General features: G+C 71.1%; 11 protein-coding genes. 9 read left to right on the top strand and 2 right to left on the bottom strand.

The features are described from left to right. Positions 1-137: 137 nt before the first annotated feature. Entirely contained in the window at positions 138-1,379 is a 1,242-nt protein-coding gene (locus WMF12_RS01775; protein WP_437861125.1) for a class I SAM-dependent rRNA methyltransferase, read from the bottom strand. Positions 1,380-1,409: 30 nt separating this feature from the next. Between WMF12_RS01775 and WMF12_RS01780 the strand changes: the two genes are divergently transcribed. The 4 genes from WMF12_RS01780 to WMF12_RS01795 all read left to right on the top strand — a co-directional run bounded on the left by WMF12_RS01780 (position 1,410) and on the right by WMF12_RS01795 (position 8,177). Next, positions 1,410-2,486 (top strand): hypothetical protein, encoded by a 1,077-nt coding sequence (locus tag WMF12_RS01780; protein ID WP_437861134.1) that lies wholly within the window; start codon positions 1,410-1,412, stop codon positions 2,484-2,486. A gap of 616 nt (positions 2,487-3,102) precedes the next feature. Next, complete coding sequence (locus WMF12_RS01785; RefSeq protein ID WP_437861145.1) at positions 3,103-4,200, top strand: FIST signal transduction protein; 1,098 nt, start codon at positions 3,103-3,105, stop codon at positions 4,198-4,200. Positions 4,201-4,225: 25 nt separating this feature from the next. After that, positions 4,226-6,097 (top strand): GAF domain-containing sensor histidine kinase, encoded by a 1,872-nt coding sequence (locus tag WMF12_RS01790; RefSeq protein ID WP_437861175.1) that lies wholly within the window; start codon positions 4,226-4,228, stop codon positions 6,095-6,097. Positions 6,098-6,209: 112 nt separating this feature from the next. Beyond that, positions 6,210-8,177 (top strand): 4-alpha-glucanotransferase, encoded by a 1,968-nt coding sequence (locus tag WMF12_RS01795; RefSeq protein WP_437861206.1) that lies wholly within the window; start codon positions 6,210-6,212, stop codon positions 8,175-8,177. A gap of 34 nt (positions 8,178-8,211) precedes the next feature. On the opposite strand, the gene WMF12_RS01800 is transcribed toward WMF12_RS01795, so the two are convergent. After that, entirely contained in the window at positions 8,212-9,708 is a 1,497-nt protein-coding gene (locus tag WMF12_RS01800) for a hypothetical protein (protein ID WP_437861213.1), read from the bottom strand. 199 nt (positions 9,709-9,907) lie between these two features. On the opposite strand from WMF12_RS01800, the gene WMF12_RS01805 reads away from it, so the two are divergent. The 5 genes from WMF12_RS01805 to WMF12_RS01825 all read left to right on the top strand — a co-directional run bounded on the left by WMF12_RS01805 (position 9,908) and on the right by WMF12_RS01825 (position 16,319). Then, positions 9,908-11,602, top strand: a complete 1,695-nt coding sequence (locus WMF12_RS01805) for a serine/threonine protein kinase (RefSeq protein WP_437861221.1) — start codon at positions 9,908-9,910, stop codon at positions 11,600-11,602. Continuing rightward, entirely contained in the window at positions 11,599-12,603 is a 1,005-nt protein-coding gene (locus WMF12_RS01810; RefSeq protein ID WP_437861231.1) for a PEGA domain-containing protein, read from the top strand. The genes WMF12_RS01805 and WMF12_RS01810 overlap by 4 nt, the downstream gene beginning before the upstream one ends. Before the next feature lie 185 nt (positions 12,604-12,788). Beyond that, a complete protein-coding gene (locus WMF12_RS01815) occupies positions 12,789-13,739 on the top strand; it encodes a hypothetical protein (RefSeq protein WP_437861238.1) in 951 nt (316 codons plus the stop codon). Between the two features lie 42 nt (positions 13,740-13,781). Beyond that, a complete protein-coding gene (locus WMF12_RS01820; RefSeq protein ID WP_437873828.1) occupies positions 13,782-14,555 on the top strand; it encodes a thioesterase II family protein in 774 nt (257 codons plus the stop codon). Between the two features lie 117 nt (positions 14,556-14,672). Continuing rightward, complete coding sequence (locus tag WMF12_RS01825) at positions 14,673-16,319, top strand: fumarate hydratase (RefSeq protein WP_437861256.1); 1,647 nt, start codon at positions 14,673-14,675, stop codon at positions 16,317-16,319. The last annotated feature ends 187 nt before the right edge of the window (positions 16,320-16,506 follow it).

Consider the following 16,506-nt stretch of genomic DNA (forward strand, 5'->3'; position numbering starts at 1 on the left):
GTCTTTGTGAACGACATTGAATTCCAGGGACAGCCGTTTCCGCTGCGCCGGCAGCGCCGTGGTCATTAGCGAATTCCAGGGACAGCCGTTTCCGCTGCGCCGGCAGCGCCTGCGTCACCGGCGGGCGGGTCAGCGCGTCACTCCAGCACCACGAACTTCAGATACCGCCCCTCCCACCACGCCGGCAGCGTCGGGTGGTCCTCCGGCTGCCCGTGGATCGCCCGGATCCGCAGGTCGTCCCGCTCCAGCGTGGCGTCGTCCAGCGTCGCCAGGAAGTCTTCCGCCGTGATGTGGCTCGAGCACGAAGCCGCGCACAACACGCCACCTCGATCCAGCACGCGCGCGACCGCGGCGTGCAGCCGCCGGTAGGCGCCGAGCGCGCGCGGCTTGGCGCGCTCGCTCGGCGCGAAGCTCGGCGGGTCGCAGATGATGAGATCGTACCGGTCGCCGCGCGCGCGGGCCTTCTCGAGGAAGTCGAACGCGTCCGCCGTCACGAACTCGTGGGCCGCCGGATCCACGCCGTTCTCGCGGAACGTGCGCTGCGCCGACGCGTGCGCGGCCGACGCCGAGTCGACGGAGGTGACCCGGCCCGCGCCGCCGAGCGCCGCGGCCACCGAGAAGCCCCCCGCATAGCTGAAGAGGTTCAGCACGCGCCGGCGCCCGGCCGCGAGCGCGCGCACGCGGGCGCGGTTGTCGCGCTGGTCGAGGAACGCCCCCGTCTTCTGCCCGCGCGCGAGATCGACTTCCATCGCGACCCCCGTCTCCCTCACGAAGAGGCGATCCGGCAGCGGCGGCCCGTGCAGGTGCACGAGCTTCTTCCCGTCCGCGTCCTCGCCCGCCGCCGACGCGCGCGCGCGCAGGCCGATCGAGCGCACGCCGCGGGCGCCCAGCGCGCGCGCGAGGTGCGGGAGCAGGCGATCGAGCCAGGGCGCCAGCATGTCGCCGTCGAGGCGGATCACCGCGGCGCGGTCGTACCGATCGATGACGAGCGACGGCACCCGGTCCCCCTCGCCGTTGCACAGCCGGTAGGCCGTGGTGTCGCGGCCGTCGAACCAGCCGTCGCGCAGGGCGAAGGCGCGCTCGAGCCGCTCGGCGATGGCCCGCTCGTCGAGCGGCGGCGCCTGCGTGCGCTGGAAGACGCGGACGGCGATCGCCGAGTCCGCGTCCCAGAGCCCTCGCCCGAGGAACGGCGCCCCCTCGGCCGACAGCTCGACGACGTCGCCCGACGCCGCGGCGCCGCCGCGGTGCGCGCGCTCCCCGCGCTTGCCCTCGCCGCGCTTGCTCCCGTGCCCGCCGCCGTCCGCGATGCCGTCTCGGTAGACCCATGGGTGGCCGCGGCGGACGGCGACGGCGGCTGGCGCGGTGAGATGGACCCGCATCGACCCCGCCTAGCACGGTAAGCTCGCAGCGTGCTGCACCGAGTTCGTTCGTCCGGATGGGCCTGCCTCGGGGGGATCTCGCTTGCCGTCGCGGCAGCCTGCACGCAGGACCACGACGTCCTCGGCCGGGATCCATCGAGCGGGGCGAGCACCTCCGGCGCCGGCGGCGGCCCGGGAGCGACCACGAGCGGCGCGACGACGACGACCACGGGCGCGGGCGGCGGCGCGGTCGAGCCGCCGGGGCCGACGAAGCTCACGGTGGTGAACGGCATCAGCGATCACGACGCGGTCCGCTTCTGCTTCCTCGCGTACCCCGACGGGACGGGCGCCGGCGTGGACCCCTGGCCGGGCGCCGCCGCGGGCCTCGCGTTCGCCCGGGCCCAGGAGGTCGAGCCGCTCGGCGCGGCGATCCCCGAGGGGACGAGCCTGCGCGCGCACGTGATCGCCGGCGACCTCCGCGCGACGGAGGGGCTCGACTGCGCCGAGATCCTCGCGCTCGCCGCGGAGAGCGCGGCCCCGATCGTGGCCGCGGGGCTCCCGGTGCTGCCGGCGCCCGTCTTCGCCGAGGAGAAGAGCCTCCTCCTGGTCGCCACCGGATGCCTCGGCGGCGAGGGGCACACACACGCCAGCGAGAAGGAAGGCTGCGGCGACGCCTACACGATCGACACCCCGACCGCCGGCCTCGTCGCGGTCGCCATGTCGCGGCGGACGAGCTTCGACAGGGTGAGCGTGCAGGTCGCGCACGCGAGCGCGGCGACGCCGGTGGTCCATGTGGAGCTGACGCCCGGGCGCGAGGACGCGACCGGGGTGACGCTCGCGCAGGACCTCTCCTATGGCGCGATCGCGCCGTTCCCACCGTCCACCGGGTTCTCGGTGAGCGACCTCGGCGCGCTCGACGAGGTCGCGATCGAGACCCGCGATCCCATCGAGGGGATGGTGACGTCGTCGGTGCCGATGCGCGAGATCCTGGCGAGCAGCGACGTGCCGGCGGCGGACATCGGGGACGGTCAGGGGTTCGTGCTTGTCGCCGTCGGGGCCGCTCCGGGGGCGGAGCAGGGCGGGTTCTGGCACCCCCTGACGTACTCGCTCTTGCGGGCGAATCCCTGAGCTCGTTTCAGAATCATCCCATTACCGGCGAGGTTCCGGGGTTCACCGTCTCTCGTCGGACGGAACGACCACGCCTCACCTGGCAGCGCGCTGTGGACTCGCCTTGATTCCGCCTCGGGCATCAAGGCCCCATCGAGCGCGGTTCGCAATGCCACGATCCTGCCGTGTGATGCCGTGTTGTCCAGTATTTGCGCAAGACCCCGATTGCTCCTGTACGGCCGACTCGAGTGTGTCCGACGTGTCTGCCGAGCTTGCAGCGCGCGTTGTCTTATCGGAGGATGAGGGACCTGCCTCCTCGGTCTCAGGCGCCTCCCTCTCTCCTCGCAGATCAGCGCTTCGCGGGCCTCCTCACGGCTCTGCCTGGCTCTTCGGCAAGGAGCGTCGTGCCGGGAAAATCGTGAGTCGCTCGACGAACGGGAGCGCCCTGTACGGATGACATCACGTGACAATCACCCGCCGTGACGATCGGATGAATCTCCAGTATAACGCGAGTGCCGAAATTCCGAGGGGGGGAGGGAACATGGCGACACAGGTATTTGTCGGGGCGAGCTCCGCGGCGGATCCGAGAGAGGCTGCTTCAGAGGCCGTGGCGACGGCGCTCCGCGGGTCTTCCCGCATGGAGCATGTGGCGCGACCGGCATTCGCCCTCGTCTTATCGACGGACCAGTACGACGCCGACGCGCTCGCCGCGGCCGTGACGAGCCAGCTGCCGGGCGTCCCCTGGGCGGGGTGCTGCACTGCGGGGGTCTTCGCCGGCAGCCGGCTGCTCCGGCAGGGGCTCGTGGTGGGGCTTGTCACCTCGGAGACCGTGCGTGTCGGCGTCGGGGTCGCGCAGCCGGTGAGCCAGGACGGGCGGCGCGCCGGCGTGCTCGCCGCCTCGCGCGCCCTCGAGAAGTTTCCGTCGTCCGTCGCTCCCGGGTGGAGCCGCGCGCTCATCGTGCTGCCGGACGCGGTCACGGGCAACGCCGCCGACGTGGTGCGCGGCGCGGTCGAGGTCGGTGGGACGGGCGTCGTCTGGGCCGGCGGCGGCGCGGGCGACAACCTCCGCTTCGTGCGCACCGCGCAGTTCGCGGGCGGCAGCGCCTACTCGGACAGCGTGGTCGTGGTCGCGATCGACTCGCCGGCGCGCATGGCGACCGGCATCCGCCACGGCTTCCGGCCGTATGGCCCGCCCACGATGGTCACCCGCGCCGAGGGCACGGTCCTCGCCGAGCTCGAGTACGAGGGCGCCTTCTCGGTTTACCAGCGCACCGCGCGGGCGAGGGGGGATCAGGTGAACATCGACGGCTTCGCCACGTTCGCCATGACCCACCCGCTCGGCATCCCGCAGGCCGACGGCGAGCACGTCATCCGCGACCCGCTGCGCGTCGTCTCGCCGGGAGGGCTCTACTGCGTCGGCGAGGTCCCGGACGGGTGCCTCATCCGCGTCATGGAGGGCGACCCCATCGGCCTCGTCGGCGCCGCGCGCGAGGCCGCGACCACGGCGCGCGAAGCGGTGGCTGGGCCCATCGCCGGCGCGTTCGTGTTCGACTGCATCTCGCGGTGCATGATGCTCGGCGACACGGTGCGCGACGAGCTGACCACCTTCGAGAGCGAGCTCGGCGAGAGCGTCCCGGTGATGGGATGTCTGACCTTTGGAGAAGTCGGTACGCTGGGCCGAGGAGTACCGCAGTTTCACAACAAGACCGCTGTCGTGCTCGCCCTGGGGGCCTGAGCGCGGGAGCGGTTGGAGCCCTGTCATGGCGAGCGGCGAAGAGCACGAGATCCAGGAGGAACGGCTGGCGCTCCTCAGCGTCCTCCAGGAGCTCACGGTCGCGGCGCTCGACCTCTTCGATCCGCACCAGTCGATGGGGGTCTTCCTGGAGCGGCTCGCCGAGCGCCTGAGCTGCATCGCCGTGCTCGTGCTCGTCGAGCCGGCCCCGCGGGCGCCGCGGCTCCTCGACGCCGCCGGCCTGTCGGCGAGCTCGCGCGCGCTGCCCATCCCGCCGCGCTCGCTCGTCGCGTCGGGCGAGCCCACCGGCGGGGGCGCGGGCCTCTCCTTGCCGTACCCCGAGCTCGCGCGGCCCGGGCTCGTGACGTGGCACTTCTCGCTGGAGGGGCAGGGCGACAGCGGCGCGTCCAGCCTCCTCCTCTGCTTCGAGAGCGAGCCCCCGTTCGCGCCCCGGTACCGGGGCATGATGCGCCGGCTCACGGCGACCTTCCGCACGGCGCTGGTGCACCGCCTGCTCTACGCCCGCATGATCGAGAACGAGCGCGAGCGGGCGCGGAACCTCGCCGCCGCGGAGGCGGGGCGCGCGGCGGCGGAGGCGGCGCAGCGGCGCGCGGCGTTCCTCTCGGAGGCGAGCCGGCTGCTCTCGAGCTCGCTCAATTACGAGGCGACGCTGGTGCGCGTCGCGCGCCTGCCGGTCCCGTTCGTCGCGGACTGGTGCATGGTCGACATCATCGAGCGCGAGGCGATGCTCCGGCGCGCGGTCGTCGTCCACGCCGATCCTCAGAAGAGCGAGCTCGCGCGCCTCCTGCAGGGCCAGACGCCGATGGACTCGGTCCTCCCGTCCGGCGTCGCGCGCGTGCTGGAGACGGGCGAGGCGGCGCTCTGCGAGGTCGCGGGCGCGCCCCTCGCCCCGGAGAGCGAGCGCGGCTCGTACGACAGCGAGCCGCCGGTGTCGGCCAGCGAGGCGCTCCTCATGGAGCTCGGCCTCCGGCGTTACATCTCCGTGCCGCTCGTCACGCGCGGCACGATGCTCGGCGTGCTCACCATCGCGTCCGGCCGCGACGATCTGATGTACGGCGTGGAGGACCGGGCGCTCGCCGAGGATCTCGGGCGCAGGGCCGCGCTGGCGATCGACAACGCGCGGCTGTACGAGAGCGCGCAGCGGGCGATCCGGGCCCGGGAGGAGCTCGTCGCGGTGGTGTCGCACGATCTCAAGAGCCCGCTCGCCACCATCGTCATGAACACGAGCCTCCTGCGCCGGAAGCTGCCGGGCGCGGACGAGGCGGTCGACGTGCGGCGCCCCGTCGAGCGCATCCAGAAGGCGGCCGATCGCATGAACCGCCTCATCCGCGATCTGCTCGACCTGGCGAAGCTCGACGGCGGCCACATCTCGATCCAGCCGGTGCCCCACGACGTCGCTGGCCTGCTCGGCGACGCCATCGAGCTCCTGCGGGAGGAGGCGGCGGAGAAGTCGCTGCGCCTCGAGCAGAGCGTCGAGCTCGGCGTCGATCGGGCGCTCTGCGACCGCGAGCGGATCCTGCAGGTGATCGCCAACCTCGTCGGCAATGCGATCAAGTTCACGTCGGCCGGCGGCGAGGTCGCGATCCGGGCCGAGCCGTGGGGCCGGGAGGTGCGCCTCTCGGTGCGGGACACCGGCCCGGGCATCCCGGAGGACCAGCGGGCGCGGATCTTCGAGCGCTACTGGCAGGCGAAGGAGACGGCCCACAAGGGCACGGGGCTCGGCCTCTCGATCGCGAAGGCGCTCGTCGAGGTGCACGGCGGGCGGATCTGGGTCGAGAGCAAGGTGGGCGAGGGCAGCACGTTCTTCTTCACGCTGCCGATGGTGGAGGCCACGAGCGCGACCTCGGCAGTCGCGGCTGGCACGCGCCTCGGGGCCTGACAGCGGCATTCGGGGTTTACCGTACAGCGGTGTAATCACATCACCGAGGCAGGAGGGTCTCTTCGTCTTGCGCGTTGGCGGTCCGATCCGTTCATCGCTATACCTTGCCACGATGAAGGACGTCGGGAACGACAGGGGCGATGCGGCGCCGGTCCAGGCTCGATGGGGCGATGACGAGAGGGGGCTCGTCGAGGCCGCGCTCGGGTTGCTGGGCATCCGCAACCTCGTGCTCGCGATCCACGATCCGAGCTTTCCCTCGGACGACGCGGAGGACATCGGGCGCGGGTCCCCGAATACCGAGGGGGGGCGCCGATTCCTCCGGTTCGCGCGGGATCTCGGCTTCAACGGCGTCCAGCTGGGGCCGCAGGGGGAGACCTCTGCCGACAACGCGTCTCCGTATGACGGCACCATCTTCTCGCGGAGCACGCTGTCGATCGCGCTCGCCCGGCTGGTCGAGGACGGCCCCTCTGGCGCGCTCCTCCGCCCCGAGTCGCTCCGGGAGATCGTCGCCGGGCGGCCTCCTGGCAGCGAGGCTCGCGCGCAGCACGGCCATGCCTACCGCGCGCAGCGCGCCGCGCTCCGCGAGGCGTACGCGTCGTTCGAGGGCCGGCGGAGGCGCGGCGAGCCCGGCGAGCTCGGCGAGCTCGCCGACCTCGAGCGCCGCCTCGACGCCTTTACGCGGCGGAACGCGGCGTGGCTCGAGAGGGACGGGCTCTACGGCCCGCTCTGCGCCGAGCACCGGAGCGGCTGGTTTCACGGCTGGTCTGGCGAGCCGGAGCTGGACCGACGCCTCTATGCGCCTGGCCCTGGCGAGGTGGTCGTGTGCGGGGAGCGCAGGAGAGCGCTCCTCGACCGGTACCGCGACGAGCTCCGCTTCTACGCGTTCTGCCAGCTCCTCGCGCACGAGCAGCACGCGGCGCTCCGGACGGTGACGGCCGATCTCGGGCTCAAGCTCTACGGCGATCTGCAGATAGGCTACTCGCCTCAGGATGCCTGGGCCTATCAATCGGTCTTCCTCAGGGGGTATCTCATGGGCGCGCCGCCGAGCCGCACCAACCCGGAGGGCCAGGTGTGGAGCTACCCTGTCCTGGATCCCGCGCAGTACGCGGATGCGTCGTCCGGCGGGCTCGCGCTCGTCCGGGCGCGGATGGACAAGATGTTCGATGAGTTCGACGGGGTGCGCCTCGATCACCCGCACGGGCTCGTCTGTCCCTGGGTCTATGCGGCCGACGCCCCCGATCCGCTCCGCGCCGTCCAGGGCGGGGCGCGGCTCTTCTCGTCGCCCGACCTGCCGGAGCACCCGTTGCTCGCGCGGTACGCCATCGTCTCTCCTGGGCAGCTGAACCGCGCCGTGCCCCGGTATGCCGACGGCTGGGTCACCTCGCTGTCTCCGGAGCAGGTCGGACGCTACAGCGTCATTTTCGACACGATCGCGCGCTGCGCGGAGGCCCGCGGGCGCGCCATCTCCGACGTCGTGTGCGAGGTCCTGAGCACGCTCCCGTTCCCGCTCGGGGCCGTCCTTGATCGGCACGGGCTGGGGCGCTTCCGGGTCACGCAGAAGGCCGATCTCGACAACCCGAAGGACGTCTATCGCAGCGAGAACGCCGCGCCTGCCGACTGGATCATGGTGGGGACCCACGACACGCCGCCGCTCTGGAGGCTCCTCGACACCTGGGAGCGCGCCTCCGCGCTGGGGCGGCAGGCGGCGTACCTGGCGACGCGCCTCGCGCCCTCGCCGGCCGAGGAGGGCGCGATGGCGCGCGCGCTCGCGTCCGACCCTCGCGCGCTGGCGCAGGCCAAGCTCGCCGACCTCTTCGCCAGCCCGGCGTCGAACGTGATGGTCTTCTTCGCCGATCTGCTCGGGATGAAGGAGATCTACAACACGCCCGGGACGGTGGGCGACCACAACTGGTCGCTGCGGGTCCCTCGCGATTACGAGCGGTCCTATCTGGAGATGCGCGCGCGCGGCGCGGCCCTCGATCTCCCGCGCGCGCTCGCGCTCGCGCTGCGCGCGCGGGGAGGCGCGGAGTCGGTGGAGCGCGGGAACCTCGCCCGGCGGCTGGAACGCTGCCCGCGCTAGCTGAGAATTCCCCCGAAGAATCCGGGAAGATACTTCAGTTCGGGCTCCACACGGCCCACTTCCCCGAGGTGGCCCATGTGTCGCTCGCATCCTTGAACGCCCCGATGAACGCCGCGCTCGCGTCGAAGAACCCGTCCGGCGGCACGACCGCGGCCTTGGTCAGGGACGTCGCGGGACCGAACACGGGCGCGGACGGGTCGAAGCAGCCCTGGATACCCGGGTCCTCCTCCCGATTCTTCCGATCGGGCTCGCTCAGGAACGCGATCTCATCGAAGCCGCCGTCGTCGTCCTGGAGGATGCCTGTCCCGTCGCTCGTCTCGGCGTAGGCGAAGTCATTCACCAGATTGAAGAAGATCGAGCTCGATATGTTCTGCTCGGGATCCGGGTCGCGCACGTCGAGGCCCGACTCGAAGCCCGTGACGATCGTGTTGGCGATGTTCGCCTTCGTCGACCGCCGGAGGAGGATGCCGTACTGCTCCTTGCCCACGTCCACGCCTTTCCCGCAGAGCGTCGCGTTGTAGATCGTCGGCTCGCTCCGAGGCTCGAGCGCCGGCGTGAGCGCGAGCGGGTCGTTGTCCCCCTCGAACCCGTTCGTCTCCTCCGCGACGTTCGGGTCCTGCTGCGCCACGAGGAACTGGAGCTTTCCGCGATAACCTTGGTCCCAGTCGAAGGCATCGTCGCCGCTGTACTGGCAGGCGAGGTGCTTTGCGTTCACCGTGCCCCCGAAGAACTCGAAGCAGTCGTCGGACACGTGCCTCACCTGGACGAAATCGATGATCGTCCCCCTGCCGACCCCGCCGAGGGTGAGCCCATTGATCTCGTTGTTCGGCGCGATCTTCACCCCGGAGTACTCGATGCGCACGTATTTGAGCGTGCCGCTCGAGTCGTTCTCGTCGATGCCCCCGTATCGCCCGTTGTTCGTCAATCCCTCGATCTGGCCCGGGGTGCGTGCGCCGTTCGCGTCCACGTGGTTGGTCGGCGCGTTGCCGAGGAGGAGGACGCCGCCCCAATCGCCGGCCATGCGATCCTCCGGGGCCTTGCTGCTCGTGAACACGATGGGCTCATCCCTGGTGCCCACGGCGATGAGCTTGGATCCGGGGTGCACCACGAGCGTTGCGGGGACCTGCGGGTTCGTCTCGCCGAGGACGGTCGTCCCCTTCTCGATGGTCAGCGTCGCCCCGGCCGAGACGTTCACCTGGCCCTTGAGGATGTAGTTCTTGTCACATCTGAGCGTGAAATCCTCCGTGATATCACCGGTGATCTCGACGGTCGGCTTGTCGGCCGCCGCGCACCCGCCTGGCGGGTCGTCGCCCTCGCCGCCGGCTGAGCCGCTCGACGAGGGGACGCAGATGCTCTCCGCGCGATTGCAGATGGCGCCGTCGAACTGCGCGCAGTCCGCGTCGGAAGTGCATTGCACATCCCGCTGCTCGATGATGAGCGAGCACGCGAGGGCGCTCGTGGCGAGCGCGCCCACGGCCAGCGCGAGGGCGGCGGCAGGTGGTGAATCGACGGGGCTGCGCTTGTGGTTCATTGCAATCACCCGATGGCAAGGGAATCGTCTCTGTCAAGCAGGGCCGCGCTGTCCGGCCGACAGGGACGTGGCGAAACCGTCGCTGACAGGCCATCGCATTCGCGAGAACGTCACATGACGGCCGCTTCGAGGTAACAGGTCGCGGGCATTCTCCGGGCCGGGCTGGCCTCCCTCGGGGGATCGATCCGGCACAGGTCGAATGAGCGCTCCCAGCGATCCCAATGGTTGGCGGAAATATCGCCCGATTGCCGAGATCGGCAGGGGAGGTATGGCCGACGTCTGCCTCGCGGTCGCCCAGGGCCCCGTGGGATTCAACAAGCTCGTCGTGCTGAAGCGTGTGCGGCCCGAGCTCGTGGAGGACGCCGACATCCTGGCCATGTTCCTCGACGAGGCGCGGCTCGCGGCCCGATTGAATCATCCGAACGTCGTTCAGACGTACGAGGTCGGCGACGAGGGAGCGCGCTTCTTCATCGCCATGGAGTACCTCGACGGCCAGCCGCTCGGCAGCATTCGCTCCCGCATGGGGCACGACAAGGTGCCGCTCCCGCTCCAGGTTCGCGTCCTGTGCGACGCGCTGGCCGGGCTCCATCACGCGCACAACCTGCGCGATTTCGACGGAACACCCATCCACGTCGTCCACCGCGACGTGAGTCCGCAGAACATCTTCGTCACCTATGATGGCGTGATCAAGGTGGTCGACTTCGGTATCGCCAAGGCGGCTGACTCGCTGACGGAGACGCGCACCGGAACGCTCAAGGGCAAGGTCTCGTACATGTCGCCGGAGCAAGCGCGCGGAGAGCGCGTCGACCGGCGCTCCGACGTCTTCTCGGTGGGGGTGATCCTCTGGGAGGCGATCGCCCGGAGGCGCATGTGGAAGGGCTTCAACGACCTCGCGATCCTCGGGCGGCTCGCCATCGGAGAGGTTCCGAGGCTCACGGAAGAGGCGTCCAGGGTCGAGCTCGACCCCGAGATCGAGCGGATCTGCCAGAAGGCGCTCGCGCCCGCGCTCGAGGACCGTTATGCCTCCGCGGCCGAGCTGCAGGCGGATCTCGAGCGCTGGCTCGGCGAGCGCCACCGGGGCATGTCCGCGCGGGAGGCCGGCGAGATCGTGGCCGGCCAGTTCGCGGACGACCGGGCGCGGATCAAGCAAGTCGTGGAGGAGCAGCTGCGCGGCGTGCGCTGGACCGGGAGCTATCCGAGGGTCACGCTGACGCCCGACCTGCCGAAGCTGAGCGCCGGTCCGATGTCGATGACGCCGACCTTGACTGCGCCTGCGGCGGTCAGCGCCTCCTCGGACGGGAGCTCGATGCTGCCCTCGGTCAGCATGACCGGCGCGAAGGAGCGCCCCGCGCGCCCGAACCGCACGATATTCATGATCGCGGCCACCTTCGTCGCCATCGGCGGAACCGTGAGCGTCGGGGTCTTGCGCGCGCAGCCATGGAGGATCGCCGCGAGCGATCACCACAAGGCGCAGGTCGCCGCGCAGCCTGCGGCGGAGCCCTCTCCGAAGCAGGAAGAGGCCATCCGCCTCGTCGTCCGCGTCTCGCCGGTCGACGCGAAGGTCTCCATCGACGGCTCGCCGATGTCGACCGGCGCCTACGAGGGCCGCCTCGCCAGGGATGGCCGCGCGCACGTCATCCGCGCCGAGGCGCCGGGTTTCCTCGCGCAGGAAGAGAAGGTCACGGCGAGCAACGATCTCTTCTTGAGCCTCGCGTTGAAGAGCGAACCGGAAGCGCAGCCAGGGAGACTCGCCCCCATCGGTCGGAGCGCCCCGGTGGGCGTCGCCACGGCGCCGCCTGCGTCCGCCGCGCCGCCGTCGAGCGCGCCCGCGCCGCCGTCTGCCGAGCAGAAGCCGAAGCGGGGGATCGATCTGGAGAGCCCGTACGCCCGATGAAAACCCCGAGAGCGCTCGCCCTCTGCGCCGCGATCGTGCTCAGCGCCCCGCTCGGCGCGTTCGCTCAGCCTGCCGGTAACAAGACCGAGGAGGCCGACGCCCGCTTCCGGCGAGGCGTCGAGCTCTACAACGAGGTGGATTATGGCGCTGCGCTCACCGAGTTTCGCCGCGCCTACGAGCTCGCGCCCGCATATCAGGTGCTCTACAACATCGCGGGTACGTGTTATCAGCTCAAGGACTACGCCTGCGCGCTGCGCGCCTTCGAGAAGTACCTCGCCGACGGTGGCGAGCGGATCCCGGGCGGCCGGCGGGCCGAGGTGGCGCGGGACATCGCCGTCCTGCGGAGCCGCGTCGCGACGGTGGAGATCTCGACCTCGGCGCCGGACGTCGAGATCTCCGTGGACGGCGTGCCGGCGGGCAAGACGCCGCTCCCTGAGCCCCTTCTGATGAGCGCCGGGCGCCGCCGCATCGTCGCCGAGGCGCCGGGCCGCCCGGCCGTGTTGAGGGTCGTCGACGTGGCCGGCGGCGATCACGTTCAGCTCAAGATCGCGCTCCCCGAGGCGCGGGCCCTGCAGGGGCCCGGCGAGGGCGCGGGCGGCGCGCCGGCTCCGCCTCCGGCGCCGCCGGGCGCGCTGCGGATGGACCGCGCGCCTCGCCAGCAGCGGAGCGTGCCCGTGCTCCCCTGGCTCGCGACCGGCGCGCTCGCCGTGGGCGCGGCCGCCACCGGGGTCCTCGCGCTCGGCGCTTCCGGGGACCTCGACGCGGAGCTCGATCGGTATCCCGGCGCCGCCCGCGCCATCGAGCGAGCGCGGGCGAGGAGCGAGGCGCTCGCGCTCACCACCGACCTGCTCGCGGGCGCCGCCGTGCTCGCCGGCGGCATCTCGATCTACCTCACTGTCGCTGGTGCAGGCCCGGAGCGCGGCGATGGAGAGCGCGCGTCATCTCCTCCGGTGAGGCTCACGATCGCGCCGGCGTCTCTCGAGCTCGCGGGCTCTTTCTAGGACCGACGCAGAGCGTCGCAGGGTCGCGACGGTCAAAACGCTTGCATCCAGCGCGCTGGAGCTGCATTGATCCGGGCGATCGCCGCGGTCATGGGGGCCTCCCGTGCGACGCCGCGGCGACGGTGCGACAAGGTGGTCAATCGCCCGCGCTGCCCGCGAGTCGAGAACGAGATGGGAGACACCAGGTGAGCACGACCAAAGCGTCTCTTGGGACCCTGTTCCTCATGCTCTCCCTGGCCGCGCCTGCGCTCGCGCAAGAGGCGGCGCCGCGGCAGCCCGTCACGGACAAGACGAAGGAGCGTTGGGCGAAGAGCCAGGGGGGCCGGTTCGGCTTCGAGATCGACGTCCTCAGCTCGTCTTACCAGCGGGAGATCGCGGCGGCGGGCGGCGAAGAGGCCTCCGTCGAGGAGTCGTCGCGGCTCGGCGTCGCCATCACCGCCGCCGCCCAGTACAAGCTCTTCGCGGGTCTCCACCTCGACGCGGAGATCCCGTTCGCCTACGGCGACGTCTCGGGCCCCCAGTCGACAGACCTGTTCGGCAGGCGGTTCACGAGCGGCGCAGGTTACAGCCAGTTCTTCATCGGCAATCCCACGTTCGGCCTCCACTACGCTGCCAACGCCCTTCCCATCCTCGCGCTCTTCGGCGGCATGAGCTTGACGATCCCGCTCCACCCGCACCCGGGCGCGGAGCTCGAGGTCGCGTCGGTGGCGAACTTCCCCGCGCGGGCTTACTTCGATGCGCAGCGCGTGCTGCTCGCGCACTGGGCCTTCCGGGCGCGCGTCGGGACCGAGATCAACGTCGGCAAGGTGCTGTTCTTCACCCACGACCTCGCGAGTCAGGTCTTCTTTCCGACCCGGGACGGGGAGGACACGAAGACCGTGATCGAGCAGGGAAACGAGATCGAGTTCCGCCCGTTCGGGAACTTTGGCATCGGCATGCGCCTTCAGGCGGCGTTCCCTCTCTCCTCGAGCAACTCAGCCCAGCTCGCGGCGGAGCCGTTCGTCGGCTGGGAGCCGCTCGTGAAGGGCTCTTTCACCCGCGTCGGCGCGCTGGTCGCGCTCGACGACGACCTCGGCTTCGGCCTCGATCAGGGGAAGGTCGCCACCATCCGCGTCGCCCTGGGCAGCAAATGGTAGGGAGCGAGCGCCGGAGGGGCGAGCTACGCTGAGCGCCCCGTGATGACGACCTCCAGCCCGAGCCGCGACCCCTGGGTCGGCGTGCCGAGGGCGAACCCTGCTGCCCGGCTTCGACTCTTCTGTGCGCCCTATGCGGGCGGCGGCTCGTCGATCTACAGCGCCTGGTGGCGCGAGCTCCCCGCGCACACGGAGCTCTGCGCGATCAAGCTCCCCGGCCGCGAGGCGCGCATGAGCGAGCCGCCGTTCGAGCGCCTCACGCCGCTCGTCCAGGCCCTCGCCACCGCGCTCGAGCCATGGCTCACGAAGCCGTTCGCGCTGTATGGCCATAGCCTCGGCGCGCTCGTCTGCTTCGAGCTCGCGCGCGAGCTCCGCCGCCGGGGTGCACCGCTGCCGCGCCACCTCTTCGTGTCGGGCCGGCGCCCGCCTCACGTTCGCGGCTCGGATCCGCTCCACGGCCTGCCCGAGCCCGAGTTTCTGGAGCGGATCCGCCGCATGGGGGGCACGCCCGACGAGGTGCTCCGCGACCCGGAGCTCCTGGCGCTCTTCCTGCCTGTCCTGCGTGCGGATTTCGCGGTCAACGAGGTCGAGCCGTTCGTCCCGGGGGCCCCGCTCGAGTGTCCGATCTCCGCGTTCGGGGGCCTCGACGACGAGCGCGCGCACCGCGCCGATCTCGAAGGCTGGCGCCATCACACGCGCGGGGCCTTCCGGGTCGAGATGTTCCCCGGCGGACACTTCTTCCTGCGGAGCGCCCGGGAGCCGCTCCTGCGGTCGATCTCGGCCGTCCTCGGCGACGTCGAGCGCGCGCTCCCCGCGTGACGGCCGGCGCTGGGTGGGTGTTGAGCCCGGGGCGGGAGCCATGCAAAGAAGGAGGGACCCCGCAGCCTCTCTGCCGCTCTGCCTCGCTGCCTCTATGCTTCCCCGGAGACCCGAACGATGACCGATTTCCAGTACCAGGACATGCTCCCCCTCGGCCATGACGAGACCCCGTACCGCCTCGTCAGCCGCGACCATGTCTCGACCTTCGAGGCCGCCGGCTCGACGTTCCTCAAGGTCGAGCCGGAGGGGCTCACCCTGCTCGCGCGCGAGGCGATGCGCGACATCGCCCACCTCCTCCGGCCCGGTCACCTCGCGCAGCTCGCGCGGATCCTCGGCGATCCCGAGGCCTCCTCGAACGATCGCTTCGTCGCCCTCGAGCTCCTCAGGAACGCGAGCATCGCCGCGGGGGGCGTGCTCCCGTCGTGCCAGGACACAGGCACGGCCGTCGTCATGGGCAAGAAGGGCCAGCTCGTCTTCACGGGCGGCGGCGACGAGGCGGCGATCGCGCGCGGCGTCTTCGAGACCTACCGCGCGCAGAACCTGCGCTATTCGCAGCTCGCGCCGCTCGACATGTACCGGGAGGTCAACACGAACGACAACCTCCCTGCGCAGATCGAGATCTTCGCGACGGACGGCGACGCCTACAAGCTCCTGTTCATGGCGAAGGGCGGCGGCTCCGCGAACAAGAGCTATCTTTACCAGGAGACCAAGGCGCTCCTGAACCCGGAGAGCCTGCTGTCCTTCGTCGAGGCGAAGATCCGCGCGCTCGGCACCGCGGCGTGTCCGCCATACCACCTTGCCATCGTCGTCGGCGGCACGTCGGCCGAGTACACGCTCAAGGTCGCGAAGCTCGCCTCGGCGCGCTACCTCGACACGCTCCCGGCCGACGGCAACGCGCGCGGGCGCGGCTTCCGCGACCGCGAGCTCGAGCAGAAGGTGCTCGAGCTCGCGCAGCGGACGGGGATCGGGGCGCAGTTCGGGGGCAAGTACTTCTGCCACGACGTCCGGGTCATCCGCCTGCCGCGCCACGGCGCCTCGTGCCCTGTCGGCATCGCCGTCTCGTGCTCTGCGGATCGTCAGGCGCTCGGCAAGATCACGCGCGAGGGCATCTTCCTCGAGCAGCTCGAGACCGATCCCGCGAAGTACCTGCCCGACACCACGGACGCGGATCTCGAGGGCGAGGTCGTGAAGCTCGACCTCCGCCGTCCCATGAGCGAGATCCGCGCGGAGCTCTCGAAGTACCCCATCCGCACGCGGCTCTCGCTGAGCGGCCCGATGATCGTCGCGCGAGACATCGCGCACGCGAAGATCAAGGAGCGCCTCGATCGCGGCGACGGCATGCCGAGCTACCTGCAGGAGTTCATGGTCTACTACGCCGGGCCCGCGAAGACGCCCGCGGGCTACGCCTCCGGCTCGTTCGGCCCCACCACGGCCGGCCGGATGGACGCGTACGTCGACCTCTTCCAGGCGAACGGCGGCAGCTACGTCATGCTCGCGAAGGGCAACCGCTCGCCCGCCGTCACCGCGGCGTGCAAGAAGCACGGCGGCTTCTACCTGGGCTCGATCGGCGGTCCGGCCGCGCGCCTCGCGAAGGACTGCATCAAGAAGGTCGAGGTGCTCGAGTACCCCGAGCTCGGCATGGAAGCGGTCTGGAAGATCGAGGTCGAGGATTTCCCCGCCTTCATCGTGGTGGACGACAAGGGCAACGACTTCTTCGCCGACATCAACAAGCCGGCCGGCCGGAAGCTCGAAGTCGCCGGCTGACGTCCGGAGCCCGGAATCGCGGCCGGGCAGCTCCCCTCCGCCTCCAGCGCCGGCGCGGCCGCGCCGGCCGCCCTCTCCAACCGTGCCAGACCTTCCAGGACCCGCGCAAACTCCGCGTCCGCGTCGGCGGGGGAGCGACAGCGAGGTTGACTGGCGACGATGTCCCCTCCGGATCGGCGTCGAGGAC

Origin of the sequence: Sorangium sp. So ce363, from assembly GCF_051520435.1 — a bacterium.
Taxonomy (GTDB): Bacteria; Myxococcota_A; Polyangia; order Polyangiales; family Polyangiaceae; genus Sorangium; species Sorangium cellulosum_B.

Bases quoted from the DNA above. Each gene is read 5' to 3' on its own strand.
- WMF12_RS01775 (WP_437861125.1), bottom strand. From the start codon at position 1,379: ATGCGGGTCCATCTCACCGCGCCAGCCGCCGTCGCCGTCCGCCGCGGC.
- WMF12_RS01785 (WP_437861145.1), top strand. From the start codon at position 3,103: ATGGAGCATGTGGCGCGACCGGCATTCGCCCTCGTCTTATCGACGGAC.
- WMF12_RS01790 (WP_437861175.1), top strand. From the start codon at position 4,226: ATGGCGAGCGGCGAAGAGCACGAGATCCAGGAGGAACGGCTGGCGCTC.
- WMF12_RS01795 (WP_437861206.1), top strand. From the start codon at position 6,210: ATGAAGGACGTCGGGAACGACAGGGGCGATGCGGCGCCGGTCCAGGCT.
- WMF12_RS01800 (WP_437861213.1), bottom strand. From the start codon at position 9,708: ATGAACCACAAGCGCAGCCCCGTCGATTCACCACCTGCCGCCGCCCTC.
- WMF12_RS01805 (WP_437861221.1), top strand. From the start codon at position 9,908: ATGAGCGCTCCCAGCGATCCCAATGGTTGGCGGAAATATCGCCCGATT.
- WMF12_RS01810 (WP_437861231.1), top strand. From the start codon at position 11,599: ATGAAAACCCCGAGAGCGCTCGCCCTCTGCGCCGCGATCGTGCTCAGC.
- WMF12_RS01820 (WP_437873828.1), top strand. From the start codon at position 13,782: ATGACGACCTCCAGCCCGAGCCGCGACCCCTGGGTCGGCGTGCCGAGG.
- WMF12_RS01825 (WP_437861256.1), top strand. From the start codon at position 14,673: ATGACCGATTTCCAGTACCAGGACATGCTCCCCCTCGGCCATGACGAG.